Below are 17,648 nucleotides of genomic sequence, written 5' to 3' on the forward strand. Positions count from 1 at the left end.
GGCTTTTGATTTTCCAGTGGCGGCCAAATCTGGCAAAACAACCCGCAGGAGGATTTCTGTCATGAACCGTCGCGACTTGCTTTTGAGTGGCGTCGCCGTTGCCGCATTTGCCGGCGCGGTGGCAACGCTGCGCATGGGCGGACCCCAACCCGCCAGAGCTGCTGAAACCTTCGAGGTCACCAAGACCGACGCCGAATGGCACGCCATCCTGTCCGACGAAGCCTTCAACGTGCTGCGCAAGGAAGGCACCGAATATCCCGGCACCAGCCCGCTGCTGAACGAGCACCGCAAGGGCATTTTCGCCTGCGCCGGTTGCGACCTGCCGGTCTATTCCTCGGAGACCAAGTTCGAGTCCGGCACCGGCTGGCCGAGCTTCTGGCAGGAGATTGCCAACGCCGTCGGCAAGACCGAGGACCGTTCGCTCGGCATGACCCGTACCGAGGTCCACTGCCGCCGCTGTGGCGGCCATCTCGGCCATGTCTTCGACGATGGCCCGGCGCCGACCGGCCTGCGCCATTGCATCAACGGCGTGGCGCTCAGCTTCAAGCCGGCAACTGCCTGACCGTTCGGCGTCTTTTAGCGGGGTGGGGATTTGGAGCCGGCGTGACGACCGCCTCCTATCTCTTGAAATGGGGCGAAAACAGTCAACTTCAAGAATTGGCAGACGGCTTTTTATGCGTAGATTCCGCAGCCCTAACGAGAGGGCCAGAATCTATGCAACCAACCAAAGCACGGGCTCGCGACGGCGAGCCCAAATCGACCGCCAAATCGACCGACGGTGTTGATGCGGACCGGCCGCGAATATCCCATTCCGTGGTGATCGCCGGCGGCGGCCCGACCGGGTTGATGCTGGCCGGCGAGCTTTCCCTGGCCGGCATCGATGTCGCCATCGTCGAGCGGCGCGAGAACCAGGATCTCGCCGGCGCGCGCTCGGGCGGCCTGCATTCGCGCACCATCGAGATCTTCGACCAGCGCGGCATTGCCGATCGGTTCCTGTCGCAAGGCCAGACCGCACAGGTCGCAGGTTTCGCCGGCGTTTCGCTTGACATCAGCGACTTCCCCACCCGCCACAATTACGGGCTGGCGCTGTGGCAAAAGCACATAGAGCGCATCCTTACCTGCTGGGTCGATGAACTTGGTGTCACGGTCTACCGTGGCCGCGAGGTGACAGGCTTTGTGCAGGATGCAGGCGGCGTCGATTTCGCGCTGACAGATGGCGGGTCGCTTCGTGCCGATTATCTTGTCGGCTGCGACGGCGGCAGAAGCCTCGTGCGCAAGGCGGGGGGCATAGAGTTCCCCGGTTCCGAGCCGACAACCAGCAATTTGATCGCCGAGATCGAGGTGACAGAAGAGCCGCAATGGGGTATCCACCGCGATGCCATCGGAATTCACGGCCTCAGCAGACTGGAAGGCGGTACGGTACGGGTGCTGGTGACCGAGCGCGAGGTCGGGGCTGGCGGCGAGCCAACTTTGCGCGATCTCAGCGAGGCGCTCATTGCCGTCTACGGCACCGATTATGGCGTCCACAATCCGACATCGCTGGCCCGCTTCACCGACATGACCCGGCAGGCAGCCTCATACCGCAAGGGGCGGGTGCTGCTCGCCGGCGACGCCGCGCATGTCCATCCGCCGGACGGCGGACAGGGTCTGCAGACCGGTGTGCACGACGCGGTCAATCTGGGCTGGAAGCTCGCCCAGGTTGTCAGGAAAACTGCGCCCGAAAGCCTGCTCGACAGCTACCAGGCAGAGCGCCACCCGATTGCCGCGCGTGTGATGAAAAACACCATGGCGTCGGTCGCGCTGCGTCGCGAAGACGAGCGTACCAAAGCGTTGCGCGATACAATGGCCGAACTGCTCGCCATGGAAGAGCCGCGCAAGCGTTTTGCCGGGATGATGTCCGGCCTGGACATTCACTACGATCTTGGCGAAGGGCATCCGCTGCTGGGACGTCGCATGCCTGATCTCGACCTCGTCACCGCTGCCGGTCCGCTGCCGGTCTTTGCCCTGCTGCACGACGCCCGGCCGCTGCTGCTCAACTTTGAAAAACCCGGCGCTTTGGACATCCGCCCGTGGGCTGATCGGGTTCGGACTGTCGACGCCAGCTACGATGGCGCATGGGAGCTTCCGGTGCTGGGGGCAGTCGAAGCCCCACGCGCAGTGCTGGTCCGGCCTGACGGTTATGTGGCCTGGGTCGGCGGCCCTGAAGCAGCCGGGCTAACCGACTCGCTGACCAAATGGTTTGGGCCGCCTGCCGCAGCATAGCGCGCCGGGTGTTCGACCAAGGAGCTTGACAACGATCGATGCTTAAGCGTGACCCCGGAAATCGGGGGTGATTTCCGGGGTCACACATGAGGGCGCCAGGCGGGGGGTCCGGCGCGCTCAATGGCCTCCGCCACCGCTGCCCGCGGGCGGCGCCGGCTTGGCGATGACCAGGGTGAAGACCGCCATGGTCGCGAACAGCACGGTCAGCATGGTGAACACATCCATGAACGACAGCAGCGACGCCTGCTGCTGGACCATGCCCGACAGTTTGGAGATCGCCGCCTTGGTGGCGTCGAGGCCGGGAGTCTGCTGGAAGTCGAGCGTCATGTTCTGCAGCTTGGTCTGCGCCGCCGCACTGCCCCATTCCACATGCTCGGCCAGCCTGGCGTAGTGGAAGGCGCTGCGATCGATCAGCACGGTGTTGATGACGGCAAGGCCGACCGCACCGCCGAGGTTGCGGGTCAGGTTGAACAGGCCCGACGCGTTCTTCAGCCGGTCCGGCGGCAAGGTGCCGAGCGCAATGTTGTTGATCGGCACCATGCACAGCATCATCGAGCTGCCGCGCAGGATCTGCGGGATCAGCAATTCCCAGAAATCCCAGTCGGCGGTCAGATGCGTCATCCACCATGTGCCGGCAGCGAAGCCGAACAGCCCGATCATCATCATGATGCGCAAATCCATCTTGCTCGACAGGATGCCGGAAATCGGCGCAGTGACGAACATCGCCAGGCCGCTGACGAACAAGGCTTCGCCGATCATCATGGAATCGTAGCCGCGGATGCGCCCGAGGAACACCGGGTAGAGATAGGTCAGACCGTACAGGCCGATGCCGATGACGAAAGAGAACAGCGAACCGAAGGCGAAATTGACGTTGGTGAAGGCCCTGAGATCGACGATCGGCTCCTCGGCGGTGAAGGCACGCCAGAAGAACAGCGCCGCACCGACAACCATGATGATGGCGCAGATGAACACGGCCTGTTCCTGCAGCCAGTCATGGTTCGGACCTTCCTCGAGCACATATTCCATGCAGCCGAGAAACGCCGCCATGCCGGCAAGGCCCCACCAGTCGAACTTGCTGAACAGGCCGAGATTGGGCTTGTCGAAATCGATCAGGGTCCAGGTCGTGACCGTCACCAGAATGCCTGGAATGACATTGATGAGGAACAGCCAGTGCCACGACATGGCATGGCTGATATAGCCGCCGACGGTCGGGCCGATGGTCGGCGCCAGCGTCGCCACCAGGCCGATCATCGGCGACACCATGGCGCGGCGCGACGGCGGGAAGATGGTGAAGGCGGCGGCGAAAACGCTCGGGATCATGCCGCCGCCGATAAAGCCCTGGATGGCTCGGTAGACGATCATCTGGTCGATGTTGGTGGCGGTCGCGGCCAGCGCGCTGGCCGCCGTGAAGCCGGCCGCGGCGCCTGCAAACAGCACGCGCGTCGACAGCATCCGGCTGAGGAAGCCCGACAGCGGGATCATCACCACCTCGGCGATCAGATAGGCGGTCTGCACCCATGGAATTTCATCGGAACTGGCGCTGAGGCCGGCCTGGATCTCGGCCAGCGAGGCTGAGACGATCTGGATGTCGAGGATCGCCATGAACATGCCGAACACCATCGCCAGGAAGGCGATGAGGCGGCGCGTCGAGATGGTCGTCGGCACCGCCGGCATGGCAGGCGCCGGCGCCGCTCCTGCGGTTATGGTTGCGGTTGCCATGGCGTTGCTCCCGGCTTTCGCTCAGTTCGCCGTAGCCGGAGCCGTGCGGCTGTCGACGGCGACGACCACGCTCAGGCCGGCGCGCAGCCTGCCTGCCTTCAGCACATCGGCCGGAACGTCGATGCGAACCGGGATGCGCTGCACCACCTTGGTGAAGTTGCCGGTGGCATTTTCCGGCGGCAGCAGCGAGAACACCGCACCCGAAGCCGGCGCCAGCGACGACACCGTGCCTTCGAAATCATGGCCGTCCGTGGCGTCGACCGAGACCCGCACCTTCTCGCCGGGCACCAGCTTGGCCAGCTGCGTCTCCTTGAAGTTGGCAACGATGTAGAGCTTGTCCAGCGGCACCACGACGGCGAGCTTCTGGCCCGGGCTGACGAGGTCGCCCTGCTCGACCGAGCGGTTGCCGACGACGCCGTCATAAGGCGCCTTGAGCACGGTGAAGGACAGATCGCGCGCGGCCTTGTCGCGGTTCAGCCGCAGCGAAGCCAGCGTGCTGGCCGATTCGGCGCGCTGCGCTTCGAACACGCCGATATTGGCCTGTGCGGCTGCAATCTGCGCGTCGGCGCCGACGAGGGCCGCATTGGCCTGGTCGAGAGCGGTCTGGGCATCGTCCAGTTGCGCCTGTGTGCCGACATGCGTCTTGACCAGTTGCGCGGCGCGCTGCTGGGCGCGAGCGGCGTTGTCGGCTGCCGCCTGGTCGGCGACCTTCTGCGCCTGCGCCTGTTGCAGCGAAGCTTGCGCCGCCTTGGTCTGCGCGTCGATACGGTCGAGCGTCTTGGCCAGCGTGGCGATCTGCGCCTCCGCCTGGGCAACGGCTATTCTGTAGTCGCCGTCGTCGATCGTCAGCAGCGGATCGCCGGCCTTGACCTGCTGGTTCTCCGAGACCTTGACTTGATCGACATAGCCGGAAATCTTCGGCGAGACGAACGACATGTCGGCCTGGACATAGGCATCGTCGGTCGAGATCAGGAACCGGCCGTCGGTCCAGTAATTATAGCCATACCAGGCGCCGGCGCTGAGCAGAGCGAGGCCGATGATCGGCAGCATGAACGAGCGAGCCGACCGCTTCTTCTTGGCCGGCACCTCGGCCAAAACTTCGGCGGCAGGCTTGATGGGCGCTTCCGGCGCTTCGATAACCGGCGAGACCTTGGCGTTGGGAAAGGGGCGGACTTCGGCGGTGGTTGGCGTGTTCGAGGACATGATATCTCGCTACCGTAGCTACATAAGGAAAATGTGTTATACTGAACCGTTCGGTTCGATGCGAACGTTGACATAGCGCTAAAGCAGGCCCATATCAAGAGCAATCGAACCGCTCGGTTCGAATTATTTCGCGAGGTGTGACTTTAATGGCCGACACGTTACCCGACGTCGAAAATGATCCGTGCGATGTGCTGGATAGTGCGCGTCGCGGCCGCCCGGCGGCGGGCCAGGATCCGGTCAAGCGCAGCCAGATTATCGAGGGCGCGCGGCGCGTGTTCATCGACAAGGGCTTCGAAGCGGCGTCGATGAACGACATTACCCGCGAGGCCGGCGTCTCCAAGGGCACGATCTATGTCTACTTCGCCAACAAGGAAGAGCTGTTCGAGGCGCTGATCGAGGAAGAGCGCGGCACCATCTTCAAGAACATGTACGACATGCTCGACCGCGCCGACGATCTGCGCCAGACGCTGGTGAAGTTCGGCAAGGTGCTGTCGATGAAGATCACCTCGGCCAAGGTCATCCAGGCGCAACGCACCGTGATCGGCGCCTCCGACAGGATACCGGACATGGGCGCGCGGTTTTACGAACGCGGCCCCAAACGCGGCCACGACAAGGTGGTCAAGTTCCTCAATGCAGCCATAGAACGCGGCCTGCTCAAGATCGATGATGTCGATCTTGCCGCCTATCAATTCACCGAACTGTGCCTCGCCGGCCTGTTTCGCCAGTGCATCTTCGCCTACCGCACCAAGGCGCCGAGCCAGGATGAAATCGACCACATCGTGCGGTCGGGCGTCAGCCTGTTCCTGAAGTCCTACGGCACCGAAAAGCTTGCCGAGGAAGAAAGCCACCAGATGATCGCGCTCGAGGCGAAGTCCAAGGCAAAGGCCTAGTTAGCCAAAGGTCTTTTTTCGCAACTCCGGACGGAAAACCGCTTCACACTTTTCCCGGAGTTGCTTTTAACCGCCATTGGCCGCCAGCACGATCGCCGCGCGCAGTTCGTCCAGACCCTCGCCCTTTTCCGACGACGTGGCGAGCACGAACGGAAACGCCGCCGGCCGCTTCTTGATCTTCAGTAATGTCTCTTCGATCAGCTGCGGCACGCCGGCGGCCTTGATCTTGTCGGTCTTGGTCAGCACGATCTGGTAGGACACCGCCGCCTTGTCGAGCAGCGACAGCACTTCGTCGTCCTTGGCTTTGATGCCATGGCGGGAATCGATCAGCACATAGACCCGCTTCAGCGTCACGCGGCCCTTGAGATAGTCGAAGACCAGCTTGGTCCAATCGTCCACCTTTTCCTTCGGCGCGCTGGCATAGCCGTAGCCCGGCATGTCGACCAGCGCCATTGGCGGCAAGTCGGTGCCTTCGCCGGAAAACCCGCCCGGCACGAAATAGTTGAGCTCCTGCGTGCGCCCCGGCGTGTTGGAGGTGCGCGCCAGCCCGTTATGGCCGACCAGCGCATTGATCAGCGACGACTTGCCGACATTGGAGCGGCCGGCAAAGGCGATCTCCGGCGGCCCCTCCGGCGGCAGGAACTTCATCGCCGGCACGCCGCGGATGAAGATCCACCCCTTGGTGAACAGGTCGGTTCCGATGACGGTGTTGCCCAGCGCGTTCAAATCGCTGCCTCCAGCCTGGAAATATCGGCGCCCCGAATGGCGTTGAGGTTGCGGCCGATCTTGTCCACCGGCCAGTTCCACCACGCCACGGAAAGCAGCCGCCTGACCGTCCTGTCGTCGAAACGCATCTTCACCACCTTTGCCGCATTGCCGGCGACGATCGCATAGGCCGGCACGTCATGCGTCACCACCGATTTCGCCGCCACGATGGCGCCATTGCCGACCGACACGCCGGGCATGATCACCGCATCCATGCCGATCCATACATCATTGCCGACCACCGTGTCGCCGCGCAGTTCCTGCGACCACGTCTTCGGGTCGAAGCCTTGCTCCCAGCCATGGCCGAAAATGTTGAACGGATAGGTGGAAAAGCCGGACATGGCATGGTTGGCGCCGTTCATGATGAAGCGCGCGCCCTCGGCGATGGCGCAGAACTTGCCGATGATCAGCTTGTCGCCGATGAAGGGATAATGATGCAGCACGCACCGCTCGGCGAATTTGTCCGGTCCGTCAGGATCGTCATAGTAGGTGAACTCGCCGATCTCGATATTCGGCGCGGTGACCAGGGGCTTGAGGAAGCCGACGCGGGGGTGCATCGGGATCGGGTGTTTGATGTCTGGGTTGGGTCCGTCCATGGCGAGATCCGTCGAGAGTGGCGCAAATTAAAGCCGCCATTCGAGATGGCGTGATCCGCCCTATAGCACCAATCGCCCGATGAGCGAGCCCTGCTGGGCTTCGATGTTCAGTTCGTGCCGCGGCAGATCACGATCAGGTCGACCGCCGCCGTCGGCTAAGGCGCCCTGAAACAAAAAAAACGGGGCCCTGCGAAGGACAAGCAGGACCCCGGTGGTGTCGAAGACGGCTTCAAAAGAATGGCACCTCCTCGTGAGGTGGGGAAGGCAGACCGAGAAAGCCCGTCGCAGCCCGCCGTCATTCCCCGTTGCGTAAAGCCGTTACTTCGGCAACAGCACCTTGTTGACGACGTGGATGACGCCGTTCGACTGGTTGACGTCGGCGACCGTTACCTTGGCGGCGCCGCCGGATTCGTCGACGATATAAAGCGCGCCTTTTTTTACCTCGGCGATCAGCGTGTCGCCGCTGACGGTCTTCATTTCATACTTGCCACCCATCGCCTTGGCCTTGGTCATCATATCCTTGGCCGAGATCTTGCCGGCCACGACATGGGCGGTCAGGATCTTGGTCAGCTTGTCCTTATTTTCGGGCTTCACCAGCGTGGCGACGGTGCCGGCCGGCAGTTTCTTGAAGGCGGAATCGGTCGGCGCAAACACCGTGAAGGGTCCCGCGCTTTCCAGCGTGTCGACCAGGCCGGCGGCCTTGACGGCGGCAACCAGCGTCTTGTGGATCGGCGAGTTGAGGGCGTTCTCGACGATGTTCTTCGAGGTCAGCATCGCAGCGCCGCCAACGGCGGGATTGGCGAGCGTATAGGCCGTCGTAGCTGCGAGGCCCGATAGAGCCAGGCCGGCGGAAAAGCAGAATGCCTTGAGGATGGACTTTGCCATTGGAGAACCCTTCTGGTGCGACAATTGTTGATTCGATTGTCGGGAAGAGTTACGCGGCGATTGCGGGAAAGTTTCGGTGCAGAGTAAAAAAGGATAATGATAACAAATATTTAAAGGCGAATGCCCATTCCACGCGCCGCATCCCCGGGATGGACATGACGGGGTCACGGATCAAAAACAGCGGTCTTCGGATTAGAGCTGATCGGTGTTGATCGGCCTTGGCGGTACAAGCAGCAGCCACGCCGGTTGCACGCCGCAAGTTTCGCGCCTCACGGGAACGTGATGCGCGCCTCGTCCACAAAAACACCGGACGAGCCGGGGCTTTGATTGCCACGCTGTTTATTCAGCTGGCGAGGGTTTCTTTCGGAACAATGCCGTCAGATTGTCCCACAATTCGATCTTGGCGCCCTGGCGCTTCATGATCACGCCCTGCTGCAGGATCGACAGCGTGTTGTTCCAGGCCCAGTAGATGACGAGGCCGGCCGGGAAGCTGCCCATCATGAAGGTGAAGATCACCGGCATCCAGGTGAAGATCTGCGCCTGCGTCGGATCCGGCGGCGTCGGGTTCATGCGCATCTGCAGGAACATGGTGATGCCCATGACCACCGCCCAGGCGCCCATATGCGGCAGGAATGCCGGCGGCGCGAAGGGCAGCAGGCCGAACAGGTTGAAGACCGAGGTCGGATCGGGCGCGGCCAGATCCTGGACCCAGCCGAAGAACGGCGCGTGCCGCATCTCGATGGTGATGTAGAGCACCTTGTAGAGCGAGAAGAACACCGGGATCTGCAGCGCCACCGGCCAGCAGCCGGCGAGCGGATTGATCTTCTCGGTCTTGTACAGCTCCATCATCGCCTGTTGCTGCTTCATCTTGTCGTCCGCGTATTTCTCGCGGATCTCGAGCATCTTGGGCTGCACCTTCTTCATGTTCGCCATCGACGCATAGGATTTGTTGGCGAGCGGGAAGAAGAGGGTTTTGACGACGACGGTGGTGGCAAGGATGGCCAGACCGAAATTGCCGAAGAATTTGTACAGCGTGTCGATCAGGTAGAACATCGGCTTGGTGATCCAGATGAACCATCCCCAATCGATCAGCCGGTCGAACAGCCTGATCTGGCGATCCTGGGCGTAGGCGTTGATCTTGTTGACTTCCTTGGCGCCGGCGAAGATCTCGGTCTCGACCGTCGCCGACTGGCCGGCGGCAATGGTGATCGGGTCGGTGAGGAAGTCCGACTGGTAGCGCGGGCGGCCATTGTCGTAATAGGCATAGTGCGGCTGGAAGGGCTGCTTCTCGGTCGGCACCAGGGTGACCGCCCAATATTTGTCGGTGATGCCAAGCCAGCCATCGGTCGATTTGCTCGGCGTATAGAGCTTGTTCTTCTCGATGTCGGCGTATTTGTGCTCCTGCAGGCCTTCGGTTCCCGTGACGCCGATCAGGCCTTCATGCAGCACATAGGAGCTGGCGACGGCCGGCTTGTCGAAACGGATGACGCGGCCGTAATTGGACAGCGTGACGGGGGTCGAGCCTGAATTCTGCACCGCATCGGAAACGGTGAACATGTAGTCGCCGTCGACGGAGATCGTGCGCTTGAAGGTCAGGCCCTTGTCGTTGGTGAAGGTCAGCGTCACTGGCGTCGCCGGCGTCAGCGTCGCATTGCCGTCGACGCTCCAGACCGTTTCCGGGCCCGGCACAGTGCCGGTCGTGTCGCTGCCGACAAAGCCGATCTCGGCATAATAGCCGGTGGGCAGCGCCTGCGGATTGAGCAGCTGGATCTGCGGCGATGTCTTGTCGACCGTCTCGGTGTAGTGCTTGAGCTTTAGGTCGTCGAGGCGGGCGCCGGTGAGGTTGATCGAGCCCGACAGGCTCGGCGTGTCGATGTTGACGCGGGCCGTCTTGGCCACTTCCTGCGCGCGGCCTTCCGGCGTCGTGACATAGGTGCCGGGCGCGTTTGGAATGGCGCCGGGCGCCGCGGGCGCCGGCGTGCCGCCGGGATTGGCGGCCTCGGCCGCCTTCTTCTGCTCCGCCGCCCGCTGCTCTTCGATGCGGGCCGCCTCGCGCTGCTGTTCGCTCCGCGGCAGCACATAGAAATATTGCCACAGCCCGAGGATCAGCACCGACAAGACGATGGTGATGTAGAAGTTCCGGTTATTTTCCATCGAAAGCCCTTGGCCTATCGTGTTCCGCTGAGACGGCGGGAGAGTTCGGCCTTCAAGTGGCCGAACGGAATGGTGAGCACGTCTTCACGCCCGACAATGACATAGTCATTGCCGGGCGCCATGTCACTTGCGGCATGGGTGCGCACGGCTTCTTTCAGCCGCCGCCTGACGCGGTTGCGCACAACCGCATTGCCGACCTTCTTGGTGACGGTGAAGCCGACGCGCGGCGGCAGACCGTCTTTGCGGTCGAGAACTTCAACGAGAAAAAGCCGCCCGCGCCGCTTTTCACCGCGGCGGACGGCCAGGAATTCCGCACGTTTCAGAAGCCGCTTGGGGTTTGGTCCCACTGGCTTGCCGGTTGCGGGCAACGATCTCGTCTTCCGTTCAGGCGCTGAGCCGCTTGCGGCCGCGGTTGCGGCGAGCTGCGACGACGCCGCGACCACCCTTGGTGGCCATGCGAGCACGGAAACCGTGCCGGCGTTTGCGGACGAGTTTGGACGGTTGGTAGGTACGCTTCATTTGTTTTAATACCGCGGGGTGCGGCCCTTCTTGATTCTGTCACTGTGTAACAGGAGCTTTGCCGGGCCGGCATTGGCGCGATCGAAACCGCGCCGGGACGAATGGCCCGAGCGTGAGCGGCTTATAGAAAGAAGGGTTTTGGGAGTCAATCCAGCGCGAACTATGAGTTCGTCGCAGCGCGAACGCCAGTTCGTCGCAGTGCGAACTGCCAGTTCGTCACGACGCGACACCCCGTTCGTCGCGGCGCGAACACCCAGTTCGAGGCTATCTTTATTGCTGGCACCATCGTCCAACGAAGGATGAAATTGGCAAAAAAGCCGCAATCACCTAATCTCAACCGATCAAGCGTTTGTGAAGACAGGCCTTAATGAGCGAAGTTGCATCAGCGGATGAAGGGAGCGGCCCGGCGACAGCCGATGCCAGCCCGGCGACCGTTCGCCCGGTTGCGAGCCGTTCGGTGCCCAATCGTTCAGTGCCCTTGGCGCGCGGCCTGTCGACCAAGCTGCTCTTGCTCACCATTGTCTTCGTGCTCCTGGCCGAAGTCCTCATTTTCCTGCCCTGGATCGCCAGCTACCGCCTGGCCTGGCTGAAGGAGCGGCTAAGCACCGCTGCCGCGGTGTCGATCGTGCTGGTGCAGGGCGAGCCCAATTCGCTCTCCCGCGCCGCCCAGAACGACGTGCTGATGGCAATCGGCGCCAAGGCGATCGCGGTGCGCGACGGCGGCGTATCGCGCCTGCTGGTGGTGGCCGAGATGCCGCCGCAGGTCGACGAGCACATCGACATCGCCAATGTCGGCATGATCAAGGGCATGACCGGGGCGCTGGATACGCTGTTCTTCGGCGGCAAGCGCATGCTGCGGGTGTTCGGCCCGGTCGTCGACAGCGACAAGGAATTCGAGCTGATCATGCCCGACTATTCCCTGCGCAACGCCATGCTGCGCTATTCGCGCAACGTCGCCTTCGTCTCACTGCTGATCTCGCTGTTCACCGCAATGCTGGTCTATGCCGCGATCGACCTGATCATGATCGGCCCGATCCGCACCATGACGCGCTCGATGCTGTCCTTCTCCGAGGCGCCCGACGATCCAGGGCGCATCATCCACCCGGCCGCCCGCGCCGACGAGATCGGCGTTGCCGAGCGCGAACTGTCGCAGATGCAGGAACGGCTGCAAAAGATGCTGTCGGAGCAGAAGCACCTTGCCGACCTTGGCCTCGCCGTCTCCAAGATCAACCACGACATGCGCAACATCCTGGCCTCGGCGCAGCTGATGTCGGACCGCTTGCGCCTGGTCAAGGACCCGACGGTGCAGGCCTTCGCGCCAAAGCTGTTGCGCGCGCTCGACCGAGCCGTCTCCTATTCCGAAGGCGTGCTCCACTATGGTCGCACGCAGGAGCCGGCGCCCTCACGCCGCCGCTTGCGGCTGCGCCAGCTGGTCGACGACGTCCACGGCCTGCTCGACATCGAGGGCGGCATCGAATTCGTCAATGCCGTCGAGCTCGCCTTCGAGGTCGATGCCGATTCCGACCAGCTGTTTCGCGTGCTCACCAATCTCTGTCGCAACGCGGTCCAGGCGATGGCGGCCGACGCCGAGAGCGCGCTGGTGCGCCGGCTCGCCGTATCGGCCGAGCGCATAGGCAGCGTAAGCCGCATCATTGTCACCGACACCGGTCCCGGCCTGCCGGCGAAGGCTCGAGAAAACCTGTTCGCGGCGTTTCGCGGCTCGGCCCGCAGCGGCGGCACCGGCCTTGGCCTGGCCATCGCGCACGAACTGATCCGCGCCCATGGCGGCACGGTGGAGCTGGTCGAATCGATCGGCGGACGCACCACCTTCGCCGTCACCATCCCCGACCAGCCGGTCCGCCTCGACCAGGCCCGCAACGGCCTGCGCCGCCCGGCCTGAGCAGTATTGATATTCAGCCGAAGCCGGACTTTAGCTGAATCTCAGCACACCTTGATCGACACCGTCGAAAGCAGCTGCGACAAAACTTTTGCCGGATTGGCTTGCTTTTCGGAAATTCAGTCGCTAGGGAACACGTCTTGTCGCGGCTGGTCGTCAGGATCGGTTAGCGGGGCTATGTAAAGCATGGCCTGTTGCGCGCCCGTAGCTCAGCTGGATAGAGCACCAGACTACGAATCTGGGGGTCAGGAGTTCGAATCTCTTCGGGCGCGCCATTTCCGCCGAAACTGTGATTTCCTGCGATCCGCTAGCCGGTCTTGGGCTCACATATGAAGAGCAGGTCGCGGAACACGTTGCCGAGCACCGCCTCATTCGAGTGCTGGAGAACTGGACGCCGCCTATTCCAGGCTTCTTCATGTATTACCCCAGTCGCCAGCATCAGCCTGCCGCACTAACTGCGCTAATCAACGCGCTGCGGTGTTCTTGAAATGGGCCGGTATGCGGCGACCGTTATTCCGCCTATCCCGGATCAGGACCCAATCGGCCTCGCACCAGCCAGATACCGCATATTGTCGAACGGCTCTGCCTGGTTGCTGTCCGGGCTCCACATGTGGCGGTGGGTCTCGGTAAGATTGCCGAGATAGACATGCAGGGCGCCTGAGCGGGCGCTGCCGGTGTTGGCCACCGCGTGCACCGTATCAGGGGTCATGTGCACCACCGCGGGCGCCGCGATGTCGTGGCGTTCCGGCGCATCGATCTCGCTGCCGTCGACGGGATAGATGAAGTTGGTCTCGCTGCCCTTGTAGATGCCGATCAGCGCATCCATTAGATGGTTGTGCGGCGGGTACCGCAGGCCGGGCGACAGCGTGATGTGGTAGATGGTCAAGTCAGGGCTGGCATGCAGCAGCACCTCATCGTCGTCTTCCTCATGCGCGAGCACGCCTGATGCATGGAAGCAGTCGGTGTGTTCGCGCAGCACCGCCTTGACCCGTTCGATGGCATGAGCACCTTTGGCTGCGTTGACGATACCGGCGGTTACGGCGTAGAGAGGCGAGTTGGCGGCAAGAGACATTTGTCGTCATCTCCATTGGGAAGCTCAACCAATACAGCTGAGATGCTCAGGCTAGCGAATGCCGACAGACCCGTCAACCCGGATGGTCGAAACGGGCAAGCAGACTACGCGGGCAGACCACGCGGGCAGACCAAACGGGCAGGCAGATATGGCTCTTCCGAAATCAGTGTCACCGTCCGCCGTCAAGGCGCCGTCGACCGCCGACATATTGCGCAGCGAGGAAGCTTATGAGCAGCTCAAGAGCGACATCGTCGCCTGCGTCCTGCAACCCGGCGAAAGCCTGACCGAAAAGCAGATCGGCGACCGCTACCAGATCAGGAAGGCGACGATCCGCTCGGCTTTGGCCCGCCTGACGCAGGAAGGGCTGATCAAGAGCGAGCCGCGCCGTGGCTATGTCATCGCACCGCTTAGCCTGCGCGACGTCAACGAGATTTTCGACGTCCGCAGCCTGATCGAGCCGGAAGTGTTCCGGGTGGCCGCGGCCAACCTCACCGAACGCGGGCTCGACGACATCAGGCTGGCGGCGCAGAAGGTGCTGAAGCCGGAGACGCTGCGCAGCCATGTCGCCTTTCTGGCAGCCGACCGCGCCTTTCGCCTGGCCCTGGCTGAACTCTCCGGCAATCTGCGGCTGGTTCGCCTGCTCGACCAAACGCTCGACCAGTCGGAGCGTGTCCTCCATCTCGGCTTCAAATCGCGCGACTTCACGCAAGCGATCATCGGCCAGCAGAAGGAGTTGGTGCTTGCCTGCGAGCTGGCCGAAGTCTCGGCCATCGCAAAGCTTGCCCGCTCGCAGTGCCTGTCGCTCAAGAAGCAGGTGCTCGAGGCCTTGCTCGCCGGCTCCAAGCTGCAGGACGCCAATTTGCAAAGCTTCGCCTGAGGCGCGAAGCCCGCGCTCTCCGGCCGATGCTTACTCGTCGATGAAGCGGATGTCCGCATCGGCAAGGCAATAGGGCGCGTAGCGGAAATCGCGGATATGGCTGACCTTTCCATCCTGCCAGTCGACCAGCATGAAGCCGCGCACGGCGTCATCTCCCGTTTGCGGGTTGCGGATCAGGATGGCCGGCCTGCGGTCGACGAAGCCGAGCGACAGCGCCCAGTCCTGGACACGGTCGTAATTGCCGAAATAGTTGGAAACCTGCGCCTTGCCGCGCATGCGGGTGCGGTTGACGACTTCAAGCTGGATATCCTCGGCGATCAACGCGCGCACGGCGTCGAAGTCGCGCGCGTTGAACAGGTCGACATAGCGGCGCAGGCGCCGCTCGTCACCGGCGTCGAGCTTTGGGGCAGGCGCCTGCTCGTCCTGTGACGCCAGTAGGCGCAGCTGCGACCGCCCGCGATGCAGCGCTGCCTTGGTCGCGGCCAGCGTCGCGCCGGACACTTCGCAGGTTTCGTGCAGGCTGAGGCCAAGCACGTCGATAAGGATCACGGCGCTGCGCTGCACTGTTGCCAGCTGCATGAAGCTTCGCAGGCTGGCGGCGGTGGCGAGCCTCGCATCGGCGCTTGCGGAGGGGTCTTCGATCGTCGTCATGTCGGTCTCGCTCATGCGCGCCTGCTCCCGCTGGCGCCGGCGCAGATGATCCTGCGCGGCATTGTGGGCTATGCGGAACAGCCATTGCTCCGGACGCCCAACGGTGGCGTCGCCGTCGATGGCCTGCAGTGCCTTGATCAGTGTCTCCTGGACGATGTCCTCGCCATCGATCACCGAGCCGGCCATGCGGGCGCAGTAGCGGTGCAGCTTCGGTCGCAAGGCGCCGAGCATCGCCTCCAGGGCAACGCGGTCGAGTTTTGCTGTGTTCATCCTGTCCGTTCCCAAAATGCCGGTCTTTGCATTCAAGCCGGCACGACCTCGCCGGCCAGCATACGATAATTGCCGACGATCTTTGCCGGCGATCTGGCAAGCGGCGTCGAGCGGCGCCCGGCATGATCGGCGCTGAAGGCCTTGAAGGCTGCGAGCCCCGTCAGGCCGTCGCCATCCTGGCTGACAAGATGGATGAACTCGCCATTCTCCAGTTCCAGGACGAGGTAGCGCACGGATTGCGGCTTCGTGTCGTCGAGTGCCTCGAACACCTGTGCAACCAGCATACGGTTCTCGGCGATGCTTTCGTCCTTCACGCCGTAGCGGATGAGATTGTAGCCCATTGTCGTCTCCTGTTTTTCAACTCTGCACGGAGAAGACGTTTCGCGGCCTCGAAAAGATTCGTCGCCCGGCGAATCTTTTCGATCGTCCGGATCGTCTTTCCCGTCGACGGCTGCGCGGCAGCCGTCCAGGAGCAGGAGAGACCCATCATGCACATCCAGTTTGCCGAATTGCCGGTGTTCGACCAGGACCGCGCCAAGGCCTTCTACACCGGACATCTTGCTTGCCAGGTGGCGGAGGACCAGCTGATGGGCGACAGCGGCTGGCGCTGGATCGAGCTGACATTTCCCGGCGCCGTCACCAATTTGCATTTCGTCAAACGCCCCGATGACACGCCGGGCACTGAGCCCGTGCTGGTGCTCGTTGATGGCGATGTCGAGGCAACGGTCGCGGGCCTGAAGGCGCGCGGCGTCGAAATCATCACCGAGCCGCAGGAAGCGCCTTGGCAGCCGGGCCGCACGGTCGCCGAATTCCGCGACAGCGAGGGCAACCTCATGGTTGTGACCGGCAAATGATCGGACCCGGCGCAAACCCGAACTTTGACATGAGAACAACAGGAGAGATGGACATGACCCCCCAAACGTCGACGCTGAAAGTACCGGGCGCCAGCCTCTATTATGAGATGCGCGGTTCCGGCCCCGTACTGTTGATAATCCCCGGCGGACCGCAGGACGCCGGCGTCTTCGCCGATGTCGCGGGCCACCTCGCCGACCGCTACACGGTGGTCGCCTATGATCCGCGCGGCAATTCGCGCAGCACCTTCGACGGAGAGCCGCAAGAGCAGGACCTCGATGTCCATGGCGACGATGCTGCGCGATTGATCGAGGCGCTTGGCGCCGGACCGGCCTATGTGTTCGGCACCAGCGGCGGCGCCCAGATCGGGCTCAACCTCGCCGCCCGCCATCCCGGCCGGGTTCGTGCGCTGGTGGCGCATGAGCCGCCCAGCATGATGCTGCTCGACGACCCGTCGCCGTCACTGGCCGGCATGCGCGACCTGCACGACACCTATCGCAGCCAGGGTGTCAAGGCGGCGATGCAGAAATTCTTCAGCGAGAACAGCCTGTCGGAAGGGCCGGGTCAGGATGAAGCCGGGCCGCAGGACGGACCGCCTTCGTTCGAACCGTCGCCCGAGGAGGCCGAGACCTTTGCCAGGGTCAGCGGCAATTTCGAATACTGGCTGGCGCATGGCGTCATGCCGCTGTCGCTCTACCGTCCTGATATCGAGGCGCTGCGCGGCCGCCCGGTCGTGGTCGGCATCGGCGAAGAGTCCATCGGCCAGCCGATCGACGGCATGGGCAAGGCGCTGGCCGACAGGCTCGGCAGCAAGCGCGCCGCCTTCCCCGGCGACCATATGGGCTTTGCGCCCTATCCCGATCGCTTCGCCGAGACCTTGCACCTGACGCTCAGAGGCGCGTGAGATCGTCAGTCCAATAGGAAAGGGGGGGGCGCGTGCAAAAAGCGGGGCCCGAGAAACCAGGACTTTGGAGTTTAAAAAAAACACCCACACACCCCCAAAAAGCTCAGGCGGCTGAATCAGGCTGGGGGGGAA

The 17,648-nt window shown here is 63.0% G+C and carries 18 protein-coding genes and 1 tRNA gene; 8 read left to right on the forward strand and 11 right to left on the reverse strand.

Features of this window, described 5'->3' with window-relative positions; all coding sequences use genetic code 11:
• Positions 1-61 precede the first annotated feature (61 nt).
• Positions 62-562 (forward strand): peptide-methionine (R)-S-oxide reductase MsrB, encoded by a 501-nt coding sequence (gene msrB / locus NKJ58_RS25285; RefSeq protein WP_352854068.1) that lies wholly within the window; start codon positions 62-64, stop codon positions 560-562.
• 152 nt (positions 563-714) lie between these two features.
• A complete protein-coding gene (locus tag NKJ58_RS25290) occupies positions 715-2,262 on the forward strand; it encodes an FAD-dependent monooxygenase (RefSeq protein WP_023732749.1) in 1,548 nt (515 codons plus the stop codon).
• Positions 2,263-2,379: 117 nt separating this feature from the next.
• On the opposite strand, the gene NKJ58_RS25295 is transcribed toward NKJ58_RS25290, so the two are convergent.
• Both NKJ58_RS25295 and NKJ58_RS25300 read right to left on the reverse strand, forming a co-directional pair.
• Positions 2,380-3,981, reverse strand: a complete 1,602-nt coding sequence (locus NKJ58_RS25295) for a DHA2 family efflux MFS transporter permease subunit (RefSeq protein ID WP_023732748.1) — start codon at positions 3,979-3,981, stop codon at positions 2,380-2,382.
• A 21-nt stretch (positions 3,982-4,002) separates the two neighbouring features.
• Positions 4,003-5,184 carry an HlyD family secretion protein gene (locus NKJ58_RS25300; RefSeq protein ID WP_023732747.1) on the reverse strand — a complete coding sequence of 394 codons (1,182 nt, stop codon included), beginning with the start codon at positions 5,182-5,184 and terminating at the stop codon, positions 4,003-4,005.
• A gap of 146 nt (positions 5,185-5,330) precedes the next feature.
• On the opposite strand from NKJ58_RS25300, the gene NKJ58_RS25305 reads away from it, so the two are divergent.
• Positions 5,331-6,074 carry a TetR/AcrR family transcriptional regulator gene (locus NKJ58_RS25305; RefSeq protein ID WP_023681357.1) on the forward strand — a complete coding sequence of 248 codons (744 nt, stop codon included), beginning with the start codon at positions 5,331-5,333 and terminating at the stop codon, positions 6,072-6,074.
• Between the two features lie 66 nt (positions 6,075-6,140).
• Here NKJ58_RS25305 and yihA read toward each other — a convergent pair whose 3' ends face one another.
• From yihA to rpmH, 6 genes are all read right to left on the reverse strand, one after another.
• Entirely contained in the window at positions 6,141-6,800 is a 660-nt protein-coding gene (gene yihA / locus NKJ58_RS25310; protein WP_023673242.1) for a ribosome biogenesis GTP-binding protein YihA/YsxC, read from the reverse strand.
• Positions 6,797-7,435, reverse strand: a complete 639-nt coding sequence (locus NKJ58_RS25315; protein WP_023732746.1) for a CatB-related O-acetyltransferase — start codon at positions 7,433-7,435, stop codon at positions 6,797-6,799. Before NKJ58_RS25315 ends, yihA begins: the two co-directional genes overlap by 4 nt.
• A 318-nt stretch (positions 7,436-7,753) precedes the next feature.
• Entirely contained in the window at positions 7,754-8,320 is a 567-nt protein-coding gene (locus NKJ58_RS25320) for a fasciclin domain-containing protein (protein ID WP_023673244.1), read from the reverse strand.
• A 339-nt stretch (positions 8,321-8,659) separates the two neighbouring features.
• The gene (gene yidC, locus NKJ58_RS25325) at positions 8,660-10,474 is read right to left on the reverse strand and encodes a membrane protein insertase YidC (RefSeq protein WP_023681359.1); all 1,815 of its coding nucleotides are present in this window, start codon (positions 10,472-10,474) and stop codon (positions 8,660-8,662) included.
• Positions 10,475-10,488: 14 nt separating this feature from the next.
• Positions 10,489-10,842: a ribonuclease P protein component gene (gene rnpA / locus NKJ58_RS25330; RefSeq protein ID WP_023681360.1), complete on the reverse strand. Its 354-nt coding sequence runs from the start codon at positions 10,840-10,842 to the stop codon at positions 10,489-10,491.
• Positions 10,843-10,858: 16 nt separating this feature from the next.
• Positions 10,859-10,993, reverse strand: a complete 135-nt coding sequence (rpmH, locus tag NKJ58_RS25335; RefSeq protein WP_008833937.1) for a 50S ribosomal protein L34 — start codon at positions 10,991-10,993, stop codon at positions 10,859-10,861.
• A gap of 367 nt (positions 10,994-11,360) precedes the next feature.
• On the opposite strand from rpmH, the gene NKJ58_RS25340 reads away from it, so the two are divergent.
• Together NKJ58_RS25340 and NKJ58_RS25345 are read left to right on the forward strand one after the other, a co-directional pair.
• Positions 11,361-12,893 carry an ATP-binding protein gene (locus NKJ58_RS25340; protein ID WP_023732745.1) on the forward strand — a complete coding sequence of 511 codons (1,533 nt, stop codon included), beginning with the start codon at positions 11,361-11,363 and terminating at the stop codon, positions 12,891-12,893.
• Between the two features lie 195 nt (positions 12,894-13,088).
• Positions 13,089-13,165: transfer RNA gene (locus NKJ58_RS25345), tRNA-Arg, on the forward strand.
• Between the two features lie 254 nt (positions 13,166-13,419).
• Here the strand turns inward: NKJ58_RS25345 and NKJ58_RS25350 are convergent.
• Complete coding sequence (locus NKJ58_RS25350) at positions 13,420-13,962, reverse strand: autotransporter (protein WP_352854072.1); 543 nt, start codon at positions 13,960-13,962, stop codon at positions 13,420-13,422.
• Between the two features lie 148 nt (positions 13,963-14,110).
• On the opposite strand from NKJ58_RS25350, the gene NKJ58_RS25355 reads away from it, so the two are divergent.
• A complete protein-coding gene (locus NKJ58_RS25355; protein WP_023714481.1) occupies positions 14,111-14,839 on the forward strand; it encodes a GntR family transcriptional regulator in 729 nt (242 codons plus the stop codon).
• Between the two features lie 30 nt (positions 14,840-14,869).
• Here the strand turns inward: NKJ58_RS25355 and NKJ58_RS25360 are convergent, their stop codons facing one another.
• Both NKJ58_RS25360 and NKJ58_RS25365 read right to left on the reverse strand, forming a co-directional pair.
• Positions 14,870-15,760, reverse strand: a complete 891-nt coding sequence (locus NKJ58_RS25360) for a sigma-70 family RNA polymerase sigma factor (protein WP_023752340.1) — start codon at positions 15,758-15,760, stop codon at positions 14,870-14,872.
• A gap of 32 nt (positions 15,761-15,792) precedes the next feature.
• Positions 15,793-16,101, reverse strand: coding sequence for a hypothetical protein (locus tag NKJ58_RS25365; protein WP_023681378.1), 309 nt, complete (start codon positions 16,099-16,101; stop codon positions 15,793-15,795).
• A gap of 147 nt (positions 16,102-16,248) precedes the next feature.
• Between NKJ58_RS25365 and NKJ58_RS25370 the strand changes: the two genes are divergently transcribed.
• Together NKJ58_RS25370 and NKJ58_RS25375 are read left to right on the forward strand one after the other, a co-directional pair.
• Positions 16,249-16,614: a VOC family protein gene (locus tag NKJ58_RS25370; protein ID WP_352520651.1), complete on the forward strand. Its 366-nt coding sequence runs from the start codon at positions 16,249-16,251 to the stop codon at positions 16,612-16,614.
• Between the two features lie 53 nt (positions 16,615-16,667).
• Positions 16,668-17,516, forward strand: a complete 849-nt coding sequence (locus tag NKJ58_RS25375; protein ID WP_245266207.1) for an alpha/beta hydrolase — start codon at positions 16,668-16,670, stop codon at positions 17,514-17,516.
• Positions 17,517-17,648 lie beyond the last annotated feature (132 nt).

Origin of the sequence: Mesorhizobium sp. M0139 (assembly GCF_040322455.1) — a bacterium.
In the GTDB taxonomy this organism is placed as follows: Bacteria; Pseudomonadota; Alphaproteobacteria; order Rhizobiales; family Rhizobiaceae; genus Mesorhizobium.